At 35.8% G+C, this 13,041-nt stretch carries 17 protein-coding genes; 11 read left to right on the top strand and 6 right to left on the bottom strand.

Translation table 11 applies throughout. The features are described from left to right. Positions 1-352: 352 nt before the first annotated feature. Positions 353-1,147: a histidine kinase gene (locus H6G68_RS01960; RefSeq protein ID WP_127052617.1), complete on the bottom strand. Its 795-nt coding sequence runs from the start codon at positions 1,145-1,147 to the stop codon at positions 353-355. A gap of 188 nt (positions 1,148-1,335) precedes the next feature. Between H6G68_RS01960 and H6G68_RS01955 the strand changes: the two genes are divergently transcribed. The 5 genes from H6G68_RS01955 (at position 1,336) to H6G68_RS01935 (ending at position 4,210) form a co-directional block, all read left to right on the top strand. Next, the gene (locus H6G68_RS01955) at positions 1,336-1,560 is read left to right on the top strand and encodes a hypothetical protein (RefSeq protein WP_190905083.1); all 225 of its coding nucleotides are present in this window, start codon (positions 1,336-1,338) and stop codon (positions 1,558-1,560) included. A gap of 56 nt (positions 1,561-1,616) precedes the next feature. Continuing rightward, positions 1,617-1,952 (top strand): cytochrome c6 PetJ, encoded by a 336-nt coding sequence (gene petJ, locus H6G68_RS01950; protein ID WP_190905082.1) that lies wholly within the window; start codon positions 1,617-1,619, stop codon positions 1,950-1,952. A 13-nt stretch (positions 1,953-1,965) separates the two neighbouring features. Next, the gene (locus H6G68_RS01945; protein ID WP_190905081.1) at positions 1,966-2,985 is read left to right on the top strand and encodes an aldo/keto reductase; all 1,020 of its coding nucleotides are present in this window, start codon (positions 1,966-1,968) and stop codon (positions 2,983-2,985) included. Between the two features lie 276 nt (positions 2,986-3,261). Continuing rightward, complete coding sequence (locus H6G68_RS01940; protein ID WP_190905080.1) at positions 3,262-3,504, top strand: helix-turn-helix domain-containing protein; 243 nt, start codon at positions 3,262-3,264, stop codon at positions 3,502-3,504. Next, positions 3,491-4,210 carry a hypothetical protein gene (locus H6G68_RS01935; protein ID WP_190905079.1) on the top strand — a complete coding sequence of 240 codons (720 nt, stop codon included), beginning with the start codon at positions 3,491-3,493 and terminating at the stop codon, positions 4,208-4,210. Before H6G68_RS01940 ends, H6G68_RS01935 begins: the two co-directional genes overlap by 14 nt. Positions 4,211-4,218: 8 nt before the next feature. Here H6G68_RS01935 and H6G68_RS01930 read toward each other — a convergent pair whose 3' ends face one another. Then, positions 4,219-5,349, bottom strand: a complete 1,131-nt coding sequence (locus H6G68_RS01930) for a DNA cytosine methyltransferase (RefSeq protein WP_190905078.1) — start codon at positions 5,347-5,349, stop codon at positions 4,219-4,221. A 143-nt stretch (positions 5,350-5,492) separates the two neighbouring features. Here H6G68_RS01930 and H6G68_RS01925 point away from each other — a divergent pair, with 143 nt between their 5' ends. Both H6G68_RS01925 and H6G68_RS01920 read left to right on the top strand, forming a co-directional pair. Further along, entirely contained in the window at positions 5,493-5,936 is a 444-nt protein-coding gene (locus H6G68_RS01925; RefSeq protein ID WP_190905077.1) for a VOC family protein, read from the top strand. A gap of 8 nt (positions 5,937-5,944) precedes the next feature. After that, the gene (locus tag H6G68_RS01920) at positions 5,945-6,226 is read left to right on the top strand and encodes a hypothetical protein (RefSeq protein WP_190905076.1); all 282 of its coding nucleotides are present in this window, start codon (positions 5,945-5,947) and stop codon (positions 6,224-6,226) included. 249 nt (positions 6,227-6,475) lie between these two features. Here H6G68_RS01920 and H6G68_RS01915 read toward each other — a convergent pair whose 3' ends face one another. The 4 genes from H6G68_RS01915 to H6G68_RS01900 all read right to left on the bottom strand — a co-directional run bounded on the left by H6G68_RS01915 (position 6,476) and on the right by H6G68_RS01900 (position 10,883). Then, positions 6,476-7,216: a class I SAM-dependent methyltransferase gene (locus tag H6G68_RS01915; protein WP_190905075.1), complete on the bottom strand. Its 741-nt coding sequence runs from the start codon at positions 7,214-7,216 to the stop codon at positions 6,476-6,478. Next, positions 7,180-8,748 (bottom strand): metallophosphoesterase family protein, encoded by a 1,569-nt coding sequence (locus H6G68_RS01910; protein WP_190905074.1) that lies wholly within the window; start codon positions 8,746-8,748, stop codon positions 7,180-7,182. The genes H6G68_RS01915 and H6G68_RS01910 overlap by 37 nt, the downstream gene beginning before the upstream one ends. A 32-nt stretch (positions 8,749-8,780) precedes the next feature. Beyond that, positions 8,781-10,010, bottom strand: coding sequence for an ARMT1-like domain-containing protein (locus H6G68_RS01905; RefSeq protein WP_190905073.1), 1,230 nt, complete (start codon positions 10,008-10,010; stop codon positions 8,781-8,783). A 294-nt stretch (positions 10,011-10,304) separates the two neighbouring features. After that, positions 10,305-10,883, bottom strand: coding sequence for a Uma2 family endonuclease (locus H6G68_RS01900; RefSeq protein WP_190905072.1), 579 nt, complete (start codon positions 10,881-10,883; stop codon positions 10,305-10,307). 158 nt (positions 10,884-11,041) lie between these two features. On the opposite strand from H6G68_RS01900, the gene H6G68_RS01895 reads away from it, so the two are divergent. The 4 genes from H6G68_RS01895 to H6G68_RS01880 all read left to right on the top strand — a co-directional run bounded on the left by H6G68_RS01895 (position 11,042) and on the right by H6G68_RS01880 (position 13,041). Then, positions 11,042-11,269 carry an antitoxin gene (locus H6G68_RS01895; protein WP_190905071.1) on the top strand — a complete coding sequence of 76 codons (228 nt, stop codon included), beginning with the start codon at positions 11,042-11,044 and terminating at the stop codon, positions 11,267-11,269. Continuing rightward, complete coding sequence (vapC, locus tag H6G68_RS01890) at positions 11,270-11,671, top strand: type II toxin-antitoxin system tRNA(fMet)-specific endonuclease VapC (protein ID WP_190905070.1); 402 nt, start codon at positions 11,270-11,272, stop codon at positions 11,669-11,671. It abuts the gene before it with no gap. A gap of 29 nt (positions 11,672-11,700) precedes the next feature. Beyond that, positions 11,701-11,919 (top strand): type II toxin-antitoxin system HicB family antitoxin, encoded by a 219-nt coding sequence (locus H6G68_RS01885; protein WP_190905069.1) that lies wholly within the window; start codon positions 11,701-11,703, stop codon positions 11,917-11,919. Positions 11,920-12,003: 84 nt separating this feature from the next. Further along, positions 12,004-13,041, top strand: a complete 1,038-nt coding sequence (locus H6G68_RS01880; RefSeq protein ID WP_190905068.1) for a DGQHR domain-containing protein — start codon at positions 12,004-12,006, stop codon at positions 13,039-13,041.

Here is a 13,041-nt window from a genome sequence, read left to right as displayed (position 1 = left end):
CATGGAGATTGTTGTGGTGACCCTTGCTACAAAGCGGTCTTTTAAAACCAAGGTTGGGACGGTCTACCACTTCCTCTAACATACCTCTAAGATACAAGGTTGGGTTAAGCGACAGCGTAACCCAACCTACAGAAAATGGACAAGGTATTGTGACTAATTACCATTTTTTTGATGATATTTGAAGATAAAAACCCGATCTAGCGATTTTACATGAGTCATGAACACATATTTTATAGTAGATGTTGGGTTACGACGCAGTTTGGTGATTTATCTGTGAGCATTATCAGTTATTTACCGCATCTAACCCAACCTACAAGATGTTTAAAATCTCCGCAAAGATTGCGATAGATACTTATTTAGTCAGTGTTTTCTTGTCTTCAGGTTCTTTATCTTTAAATGAGTCAGCTGTTGCTAAGAGTAAATCTCTCAATATTTGCTTGAAGTGGCGCTCTTTTTTAGCTAATACAGCACCTGCTTCACCCAGTTTATTTTCTAATTGAGAGTGTTTTTCTTCTAACTGTGTAGCCACAGATTCTAACTGGGGACGCGCTTGATCATACCAGGTTTTGGCTTCATCTAAATGGTCTTTTACTTCCCCTGAACGCCCGCCATAACGTGCAGCTAAATTGGCTTTGACAATTGCTAATTGTGCTTGCAGTTGTGCATAACGTTTCTTTAACAAACTAACTTCTTCACTATCTTTAATCGCATTAATTGCCGAGTCAATTAAACTTTTAGTATTAGCAGATTTTTCTTTACCAGTTTCTACTATCTCTGCTAACATTCCATCAACTTCTTGCTGAAGTTGTTCTTCTTCATTATCTAGTCGCGCTTGTAGCGTCTTCAGTTCAGTTTGGGTTTTGACAATAGCTTCATGTCTTTTGCTATTCACACCTTCTAATGCACCTTCAATAGAAGCTGTCACTTCTTCTTTGATTTCGCTACCTTTGTCTTGTAAATTTTCAATTACTGCTGAAACTGCATCTTTAACTAAAGTCCGTAACTCGCTAGAACCTTCTTTCAATTCAGCAGCTACCTGAGAAACTGCGGATTTGACTATTTCACGAACGTTCTCTGTTCTTAACTGTCCGGTAGCTTTGGCTGCCTGTAAATCTGCTTGAATTTTGTCTTTGATGTTGTTAGTCATGTTTACCCTTAGAAATTTAGCTAATTTGGATAGCAATCGGACATGATGCTACATTTACATTATGGCGCGTTATTTTTTAGATAAACACTTCCTTTAGATAGAAAACCACAGCATCAAAGAGATGATTTTTACTGTGTTACCTATTTGTGAGATGATGAATATGTACCAGTAATAATTGCAAATTAACTATGTGGCGTGTAAATATCACTTGTGACGGTGAAGCCTGGAAGCTTTATGGCGTTGAGTTTAAAACACTCGCAGATAAATACAAAGGTGAATTGATTGGTTCTAAAAAAATGCCAGATGGTATCCGTATCATGGCATATAAAATAGAAGATGTTAGCGAAGCAGAAGCCTTTCAAGAAGAATGTGCAGAATTTGCCGGATTTACATCCGACTTTGAATCACTATAATATTGTGTTTAGTGCTTATTGCTGTAAATTGTCATCACAAAATTTGGAGAAGTTGGGTGAGAAGATTACTAACATTAATATTAGTTACTCTGTCATTATGGACAAGTATTTTGATTTTACCTGCTAATGCAGTAGATACCGTAAATGGTGCAGAAATTTTTAATGTGCATTGTGTTGGTTGTCATATCGATGGCGGTAACATTATTAGATGGGGTAAAAATCTCAAAAAGAATGCACTCAAAAAATATGGGATGGATTCCCTAGAGGCGATTACAAATATCGTCACTAATGGTAAAAATAATATGTCAGCCTACAAAGAAAGATTAACAACAGCGGAAATTGAAAACGTTGCAGCTTATGTTTTGGAACAAGCAGAAAAAGATTGGAAATAACAATACAAAAAATATGACTTTACCTCAAGAAAGCTATTTACAATTTACCCCTGATTTAAAAATTTGCCGAATTTTAAATGGAATGTGGCAGGTTTCCGGGGGACATGGACGCATTAACCCGAAAACGGCTATTGAGTCAATGTTTCAATATGTCGATGCTGGTTTTACAACTTGGGATTTAGCAGATCATTATGGACCAGCAGAGGATTTTATTGGTGAATTTCGTCGTCAATTAATTGCGACTCGTGGAGAAGAAGCTGTAAATAATATTCAAGCTTTTACAAAATGGGTTCCTCGTCCTGGAAAGATGACGAAAGAGATTGTCGAGAAAAATATTGATATATCCCTGGGTCGAATGGATGTTAAATCATTAGATTTAATGCAGTTCCATTGGTGGGAATATGGAGACTCTAACTATTTAGATGCGCTCAAATATATGGCAGAATTGCAAACTGAAGGTAAAATCAAACATTTAGCTTTAACTAATTTTGATACCGAACATTTGCAAATTATTACCGAAGCAGGAATCAAGATTGTTTCTAATCAAGTTCAGTTTTCCTTAGTTGACAGAAGACCACAAGTAAATATGGTTAAATTCTGTCAAGAACATGATATCAAACTATTTACCTATGGTAGTGTTTGCGGTGGTTTGTTATCAGAAAAATATTTGGGTAAATCAGAACCAAAAAGCTTAGAAATCAACACTACCAGCTTGAGAAAATACAAACAAATGATTGTTAACTGGGGTAGTTGGCAATTATTTCAAGAGTTACTAGCTACTCTTAAAGAAATTGCGGATAAGCATCAAGTGAGTATTGCTAATGTGGCTGTAAATTATATTTTAAATCAGCCAGCAGTTGGGGGTGTAATTGTGGGTGCAAGATTAGGAATTGCGGAACATTTAGAAGATAATGCGCGGGTGTTTGGGTTTAGTTTGGATGCTGATGATGTGGAAAAGATAGATGCAGTTTCGCAGCAGTCGCGGGATTTATATCAGTTAATTGGTGACTGTGGGGATGAGTATAGAAGGTAGTTGTAGGGTGGGTTAAGCTATCGCTAACCCACCATTCTGATAACTAATTGCTGTTTTTAGCAATACCTTTGCCAAAATTAGAGGTTTAGAGTTACACAAAAAAAGCTAGATTCCTTTGACTGTAAAAGTTTCAGACTTTTGACTAGGGCTTTAAACCCATAGCCCGAAACCCTCATTCAGCGGGCGTTCTAAAAATTTGGCGAAGGTATTGATTGTTGGGCTAATTGAATACTTTAGTCTGTAGAACTTTTGTATTCAAACCGTTAATCTCTTTCTATGCAACCAAGTAAACTAGACCAAAATTTAGGGCTAGAAATACAACGTCGTCGTATAGAAAAAGGTTGGTCACAAGAATATCTAGCAGAAGTTACAGGTCTGCATAGAACCTACATTAGCCAACTGGAACGAGGATTAAAAAGCCCATCCGTAAGAGTTCTAAGTCATATCACGAAGGCTTTAAGTGTAACAATGAGTGAATTTTTGCAAGCTGTAGAGGAATCTTTACGTGTTGACAGATAACGAGATTGAAAGGCTAAAACAGGCTATTATTGCTACTGTTGCATCCCCAGTTATTGGGTCAATAGAAGATTATGCTTGGGAAGCTATTTTTCATTATGTCAAAGATATTCCTCTGACAGATCCAGCTTTAGGACGTAGCAAACTTCTTTATGATGCGGTTAATATTTTCACTAAAACAGGTTGGTCATTGAAATCTCTTCAACTTAGTAACTTAAAAATTGGCAGCACATTTTTCTTTGTTATTCAAAGAGCAGATATTATTAGTAAAGCTGATAAACTTGGTTTTCCTGGTTTAACAGAAGTATCTCCACCAGAAGAACTAGGTGCGGCTGTTATTCAACATTGGAATGAAAAGCTTATGACTAATCAGTTATTACAAGGAGTTGAAAATAGTTATGAAAGCATACTACTGAAAACCATTAAAGGTAATGAATATGTTTATTGTGAATATCCTTTGTATCCACTTGATCCAACTACTTTTAATTGGGCTTGGACAGTAAACAAGAAAACTGGTAAAAGTGGTGCAGGTTTACAAGGTAGTGTAGGAGATAAAATTGAGTTAGTTTGGTATAAGAATCAAAAACAACTTTTTAAAGCTAGAATTATTCCTCCAGAAGCAGTGAGGATAAATATTCAACGAACTCGTCTCAACCCAGAGAATTATGTCAAGACAATTCTTGCAGCTTTACAAGCACAAAACTCCTAATTGGAACTTTAGATAATACACTCAGCGATTGTTTTAGCTAGTAGTGGAGGTACAGATTCACCAATCTGAGAAGCCATTTCTGTATATGTTCCTAGAAAGTGGAAAGTATCTGGATAAGAATGAAGTCTCGCAGCTTCACGTATTGTAATGATTCTATCTTGCGTGGGATGAAAGAATCTACCAGAACCCGGATGAAAAACCCATCTTGTAATTGTCTTCGCTGGTTTATCCCAAAAAAGCCTCCCATAAGCACCACTATAGTGCTTTTTAGGTGCTAATTCTGGTGGTAAATCTCTGGCATCTTGTCCTTCTTTTAACAGCTTTACTCTTGACATTTGAATTGAGCTTAAAGCACGAGCAATATGATTTGTAATTTTTGTGCTGTTATGTCGGATTAAAGCTTGATAAGTTGTTTGTGGGGCTGAAGGATATTTATCTTCATCATATTTTTGTCCTGCATTTAGTTGTGGTAAATCTCCAATTGCATCTTTAACAGTGACGATTGGAAAAGAAATAGATTTTAGTAGGCTAGTTTGATAGAATGATTCTTGATTTTTATAATTACTTTTAATATCACCAAAATGAGTTGATTCAGGCAGGTAAATTAAACGCTCTAAACTAGCAATAAAAAAAGCTCTAGCTCTTGTTTGTGGTACTCCATAGTTGGCGGCATTTAAAGATGATGATACAACTTTATATCCCAGTAATTCTAGTTTATTTGTAATTTCATGTTTGAATAGACCTTTGTATGCTGTCAAAATTTCTGGGACGTTTTCCATAATGACGTAAAGTGGTCTGAATTCTTTGACAAAATCTAAAAAACTTTTATATAATTGATTTTGAGGATCATCTATATAGCGATACTCAGCAGGTATATTTCTGGAAAACCCCTGACAAGGAGGACCGCCAATAATTGCTTTTAGTTCTTCTTTTTTCAGACCTAGATATGCACGAAGTTCTGAGGCATTAACTTCACGAATATCTTGATGTATTACCTTAGTTTTTGGGTAGTTATGTTGATAAGTCGCTAAGGCTTTTTTGTTTGAATCAATAGCACATAACGCTTCAAAGCCAGCCAAGTGAAAGCCTGTACTTAAGCCACCTGCACCAGCGAATAAATCAATAGTTTTGTTTTTCATACTTGAATACTATAGTATTCATTGCTTATTGTCAAGTCGTTTGTTTTTTGGGAAAAGGGTCAAAAGTTTTATGTTAACGCAAAAATACTGAAATTCAGACGATTACTAGGTTACAGTATATTAAAAAATACTCATTACCAAAAATGACTAACAATACCATTCCCACTGGCTACCTACGCAAAGTCCATCATATCGCTTTAAATGTCCGTGATATGCAAGCTTCCCGCCATTTTTACGGTCATATTTTGGGTTTACACGAACTCACAGGAGAAGAAGTACCTGCAACATTAATAGAACTTGTGAATGCTGGTAAAGTCACTAATTTTGTCACTCCCGACGGGACGATTATTGATTTATTTGGAGAACCGGAATTATCACCACCAAACCCTGACCCCAGTAAGTCCTTTACTAGAGCATATCATTTAGCGTTTGATATAAATCCAGAATTATTTGATCAAGCTGTGGCCGTTATCAGGGAAAATAATTTAGTAATTGCACATGGCCCAGTTACCCGTCCTACAGGTAGAGGTGTGTACTTTTATGACCCCGATGGGTTTATGATTGAAATACGTTGTGATCCTAGTTAAATGAGAAAATGGAAAAAATATTAAAAGTCATTGAAGACGTAATTACTAACCCGCCAATTCCCCACGAACCTTATAAGCAATCATTAAAAAATTGGGCTATGTATTGCTTACGAGATAGAGGTTTTATAGTTGTTTATGCCCAAAATGCTGATTTTGCGGTGCAGTTTAAAAGCGGAGAAAAGTTCTATTTTAAAGTTTCTAATAGTGCTGATGATTTAGATAATAAAGTTAATTGGATAGTTTGGGATGGTGTTGCGAAAAAAGTCAGTTTAATTCCACAAATATTATAAATTATAGTAGGTTGGGTTAAGCGAAAGAGCAACCCAACAAATTATTGATAATGTTTCACAAACTCTTTTTTAATAAACCGCGAAGAAGCGTTCGCGTAGCGTCCCGATAGCTTGCGTAGCGACGTAGGAGCTAAAGGGATAGGACACGAAGGTAAGAAAGAGAAGAAAGGGAAGTTTTCACAAATAGAATACCAAACTCTTGCGTTCTTCTCTGCGACTCTGCGACTCTGCGTGAGATAAAAATCTAATTCATGGTTTTGCAAATACCAATAAATGCTGTTGTGGTAATGAATTTATGCTTTCCTGCAAAACTAAACCTACCGCTTGCATTTCTTTTTTCACTTGTTGTTGAGTCATTTTGTGCAAACGTTTAATCATAATAAAGGGATTTTCAGCCCGATATTCTACTAAAACTACCCTACCACCTGGTTTCAATGCTTTAACAATTTCTATCATCACTTCTTGGGGATATGCTAATTCATGATAAGCATCTACCATAATTGCTAAATCTATGCTTTCAGAAGGTAAGTTAGGATTTGTTAAAGTAGCTAAAATTGGCTCAACATTATTGATGTTTTTCTCTTGTTTAAAATAGCCAATAATCTCTAACATTTCTGGCTGAATATCTACCGCCAAAACTTTACCTTGTGGTAATAAAGGTGCTATTAAAAAACTTAAATGACCTGTACCAGCACCAATATCTGCAACAACATCATCAGGTTGTAAATTCAGTAGATTGACTATTTGACTGGGTTTTTCTTCGGCTTCCCGGTTAGGCCTTTCTAACCAACCAGCACCTGTATACCCCATGACTTGGGCAATTTCTCGCCCCATGTAGTATTTACCGATACCATCTGAACTGTGATTTTGTCGTAGTTCGTAAAGGGGAGATGCTGCTGTGGGAACGTTAGAGAAACTCAGTAATATTCCCCAACTCAGAAAAATGATAAGTATTAAATTATAAATGGTTCTAATTGACTCTCGCACCATTTCCCCTCAACTAATTCTGTAACTAGTGGTGTAACCATAAACTTAGCAGGAAAACCCGCTTTTACATCTACCCGCACGCAGGAATAAGGCTTTCTCCTTTGAGAACCGTAACCACTGCGTCCCACATAAAGCAAAGAATCTGCCACTTTGCGAGTAGAATTACTGGCTTCATTAGTAAAAGTTTCCATCAGTTCTGTCCCTTCCTCTCGTTGACGACGGGGACGACGACCACTGCCACCAGAAACAATATAATTAATGTGAGAATCAGCGTATCCTGTATTCACAGTCCGCAGATATTCCAAACAATGGGCGTGTCCACTAAAAATTACATCTACAATGGGACGTTCTTGAGTTATGTTACCCAACGTTGCCGCTACTTGCTCAAATACTCCCCGCAAACGATGACGTACTGCTAAAGTTTGACCTTGATTCCACTTAGTTGCTTCTGTAACATAAGGAGGATGATGCAAAAATATTACCCGCCCGCGCACTTCTGAATTATGCCAAGATTCAATCAACCGACTTCGCAACCAATTAAGTTGTTCAAAATCAACATCAGCAATTGTGTGAGATTCTAATTGCTTTTCTATATCAATTTTTACTTCGTTGATTTGGTCTAATTTCCCACTTAAATCAGCCAATTGTTCAGCTTCTGTAGGGTTTTCGGGGTTGAGTTTGTCTAACTCTGCTAAAATTTGTAACTCTTCTTGGTCTATTTTTTGACAACGTTCTTGCAATTCCCGACGGTAAACATCTCCGGCTTGGTTTTCTGGTAAAGGTTCTGGTGTATTAAAAGTATTGGCATCAAGGGCAAAAAAGTCAATTCCACCATAACGAAAAGTATAATACCGATTAGGTAAGCGGGTAAATTTTCCCGGTTGGTAATGCAAACAGCGTCCTGTATCACTTTTAGCGGTGTAATGTGCGTCTAAATGAGATTCTAAATCCGTTGGGGAAATCGCCGCTAAATAATCAATAAATGCCCTTGTATAAGCATCACCTTGATTGGAACCATGCCAACCAATTTCAATATCTCTATAGCGGAACATCCGGCGTAGAGACAAGGTTGAACCTGTTATTAAGCGATACAGCAAAGGCACATCATAGTAATCATGATTACCCAAAACTGGCAAAATTGGTAACTTAAACACCATTTGGTCATAAGCAATATTTTTCGGGTTTTCACCACCTACCAAAAATTCCCGATAAGGTTCAATAAAATTGGTCGGATAATATTCACGGGAACCAATCGTATAAATTACATCACCAGTATGAAGCACAAAACGACAATCATCACTATGATTTAGCATCATTTCCGCCACTTGGCGTTGGGGATGATGACTATAATGGGATTTAGTACCAGTATCGCCCATGACCATAAACGAAAAATCTGGACTTTCCTCCCTGCCATCATCTAAAATCATGCAGGTTTGGTCAATGTCCCGTTCTTTAATGCTAGGATGCATCCATCGCACCCGTTGCTTCATCTTTTGGATTTTTACAGGAACCGATGGTTCAGAAATCAATCTCATAACTGAAATTAGCTAACGCTTATCTAAATAGCTTAGTCTACTAACTGAATTAAACCCCATTGTCCATTAGTCAACCAATGAGGGTCTATTGTTGCTAATTCCACTATAACTTCTGACTTAAGACCTGCGGCAACTTCCGATTTTAAAGTACGTAAAGCTACCATTGGTATAGGTAAATAAGAAACTATATCTGCAAAATTAGTGGTAAAATCCCAATAGCGATCGCCCAACAACCGCCGATAATTAGCATCACCTTTGACAATTATTAAATTTGACTTCGCTAATTCATTTTTGAGTAAGTTTGGTATTTCCCAAAATTGTAATGGTGAAGTCCAAAAATAATCTTCGGTTAAAACTAATTTACCTGAAGCTAGATTTTCGGTTAATCTCTGTCCCAATGATTGAACTTGAATATTGCTACTTTGCAATAAAAAATCTTGCGTATAATGCACATCTTTTATCATCGCATCAGATACGAAAGTTGGATGGGGCTTTAAGTGAAGATAAACCTGATTTGCAAATCCACTACCTAAGAGAAAATCCACCAAACATAAATCACAAATTAACTCAAAACCAGCATTATCAATAACCAAATCAATGCAGTTATCCTGAGATTTTGTTAATAACTTAGTAACGGCAAAGGTATCATCTACTAAGATATTATTTAATTGAGTCTGAATATTAAAACGACTCCTGTCATCTTCAAAAGCTGACCATAAACTTAAGTCAACCCGATTTCCCCACAAAGCAAAATACAACAAAGCAATTAACGAAGATTTGCTAGGTTGATTTTCTTGTTGCGACTCATTTAACCATTGCTGCAATTGAGTACACAAAGAAATAATTGAGTCAATTGATGTTTCTAGACCTTGAACTTTTTGTAATTGAAATGGATCAACACCTTGCCATTCTCCAGGTTTGAAGTAATGAGTAATATTCAGAATCAGACGATAAAAATAAGTTTCTGCAACAAACCAAGGAACATCTACCCAACGTTGATTTTTATATGGTTCTAGATATTTCTCCCAGTCGGAAAAATCTGCACCCGTGTCATTTACTAAAGGTTGTAAATATCCGCTTGGTAGTTCCGCTGCTAATTTTTCTAAGCTTTGATTTATTTCCGTGGGGAATTTATTTTCTATAATCACACGACGAGCAATATCTGGCATTCGTTGAGTAACTGTATACTCAGTAAAAGAGCCAGCATCTGAACCTACAAGCGGTGCTGGTAGTGGTAAGTTGGGGATTTGAGGTTTATTCACTAAAAACTGTTACCTCCCGCGAATTTTTAGTTATTCTAACCTGATTTTATTAATTGTTCTACTCAAAGCTTTTCAAAAATTAACTTTGTCAAAAATGCTAAATCCTTTGATTCCATAAGGTAGGGGTTTAGCAATGCTAAACCCCTACGACACGTTTAGGTTTTTTCGTAATCTTGTAAAAGTTCAAATCTCAGTCTTTTAGGGTATAAACAGTTATCATCCTGAAAATAAAAAAAGTGTTAATTTGTAAACAGTTAATGACATAGCGACATTGATTAATCTTTTATTAGTTAATTATTCCTCACTGCTTTGTTTAAAATTCACCTGCTCATACAAATCATTAAAATCAATTTGAAAATCAACTGTTTGCAGTTTTAAAATATCCGATTCAGATTCATATTCCGTGAATATCCATTTACCATCATCTGTTTTTACATACTGCATAACATGATATTGATTAATTAAAATATATTGTTTAAATTCAGGTATTGAGCGATAATAAAGAAATTTATCGCTTTGGTCATAATTGCTAGTTGATTTAGATGAAACTTCAGCAATTAATAAAGGATTCATCACGGTAGTTGTATTTGCTCCCGTGTAAATAGGTTCTCCTTGAATTACCATCACATCAGGGTATGTATATTGACGATAACGCGGTATCCACAACCGCACATCACCAATATAAACATCATAACTTTTCTTTTTTAAAGCAAATTTCAGATAAGCATAAAAGTTACCTGCAATTTTATTATGATTTGTTGTTCCTCCAGTCATGGGTACAATGTCTCCGTCGCGGTATTCACTTTTATATTCTGCTTTCTCTTCTAGTTCTAGATATTCTTCTGGGGTGTAGTACCGGGTTTGTGTTTGCATAATATCAACAGGGAGTTAATTATTGTGATATTAGTAATATTGTATCATATTTAAATGTTATCATTATGCAAAGTCAATTTAGTTTCCAATTTGCAGCACAATAATAAGTGATTTACAAAGCAAGTAATTTAGAAATTAAAAGCAAGGATATCAAAACTATGAACATTGCTAAACTCAGCACTGACGGCACTCATCAAGTCGTAATTTTGCCAGAAGACTTTCAACTCACAGGTACTGAAGTTTATATCAAAAAGATTGGTAATGCTATTGTTCTCATTGCCAAAGATAACCCGTGGCAATCTCTAATTGATAGTTTAGATAACTTCTCTGATGATTTTATGACTACCAGAGAACAACCGCATCTTGATAGCAGAGATAATTTTTAAATGCGATATCTACTTGATACCAATATTTGTATTTACATTATCAAACAAAAGCCTCAAAAGGTGCTGGATAAATTTCAAAGTTTGCAAATTTCAGATATCGGAATCTCTTCTATTACAGTTGCTGAACTTGAATATGGAGTAGCGAAAAGTCAACAACAAGAAAAAAATCGTACTGCATTGCTGCAATTTCTCCTACCTCTACAGATTGTGGAATTCAATCAATCATCTGCAACAATTTATGGTGAAATCAGAAGTAATTTAGAAAGTCAAGGAATCGTTATTGGTGCAATGGATATGCTAATTGCTGCTCATGCTTTGAGTTTAGGAGTTACCCTGGTTACTAACAATGTGAGAGAGTTTTCCCGCATTTCTACGCTGTCATTAGAAAACTGGGTTGAGTAGTTGTGAGTTGTGAAGAGATTAGATAAAGCATGACACGCTATCATATTAATACCTTCTACAGTCAAGAAGATGATGGTTATATAGCCGATATTCCTGATTTAAAATACTGTTCTGCATTTGGTTTAACAGAAGAAGAAGCATTATGCGAAGCCTTAAAAGGAAAAGTAGCATGGCTAGAAACTGCAAAATTAGAAGGTAAACCAATTCCTGAACCTAAATATCAACCTGCAATTTACCAAATAGCTTGATCATAAAAATTTTTACTTAATTCGATATGCGAGGAATTAGGTGTAAAATAAAATAGATTGTCAATACATTAATTACAGTTAGAAATGGAATTAGAAAATTTTCCATACTTGGAAGTTACCCAGATAAATAGAAAATTGATATTAACTAAATTGCCAGCAGGAATACTGGTTAATATTAGCTATGCCTCCGTGCGTGGAAAAGATGATGAACCAGGTGCAGTACAACGCTTACTTAATCCTAAAAGAATTGAAAGCATTAAAGATTTTACTTTAGAAGGTGGCGATTATCCAGGAGCTATAATTCTTAACTGGGTGAGTGATAAAAATCCATTACAAAAGCAACATCAAAGTATTTCTTTTGCTAATGTATCACGTTCAGCCCAAATTATAGACGGGCAGCATAGGCTTGCAGGTATTAAAAGCGCAATTAATGAGCGTGAAAATATAGCTGAGTTAGAAATTCCTGTAGCTATATATGAGCATTTAACTACTAAAGAATGTGCAGATATATTTCTAGCAATTAACACTGAACAAAAAACTGTACCGCCCAGTTTAGTTTTTGATTTATATGGTATCGCCAGTGAATCAGCTATAGATCCTTATGCGCTAAGGGCTAGAGATATAGCAATTTATTTAAATGAAACTGAAGATTCTCCTTTTTATGATCAAATTAAATTTCCTGGAGCAGCAAAACGTAAGGGAGGAATTGCATTATCAACTGCTATCACGTCTATTAAACCTTTAGTAGAAGAAAAGGGGCGTTTTGAACAGATTGGTATATTTGAACTTGAAACACAAAAGCGTATCATCATGAATTTTATGAAAGCAATTCGTGAAAAATACGCAAAAGCTTGGGATCGTAAAGACAATGTATTTCTTTATGCTTCAGGGTTTGCTGGTGCTATGGAGTTTTTACACCTAAAAATGATACTGTACTGTAATAGCAAATCATCTTTTAAGATAGAAACCATTCAAGATGCTTTAAATTTTACTTCAGATAATCTTATACTTCAATCAGAAGTGACTGGTATGGGTGGTACATCTGCTCAGAAGTATGTTTATGAAAAGCTGGTTACTATTTTCAATCCTATCAATGAGCCTACTAAAAGAATAGAAATTTAA

It is taken from the genome of Anabaena catenula FACHB-362 (genome assembly GCF_014698735.1).
GTDB classification, from domain to species: Bacteria; Cyanobacteriota; Cyanobacteriia; order Cyanobacteriales; family Nostocaceae; genus Anabaena; species Anabaena variabilis_A.
The sequence above is the reverse complement of the archived record's forward strand: the minus strand, read 5'-3'. Positions and strand labels throughout refer to the sequence as shown.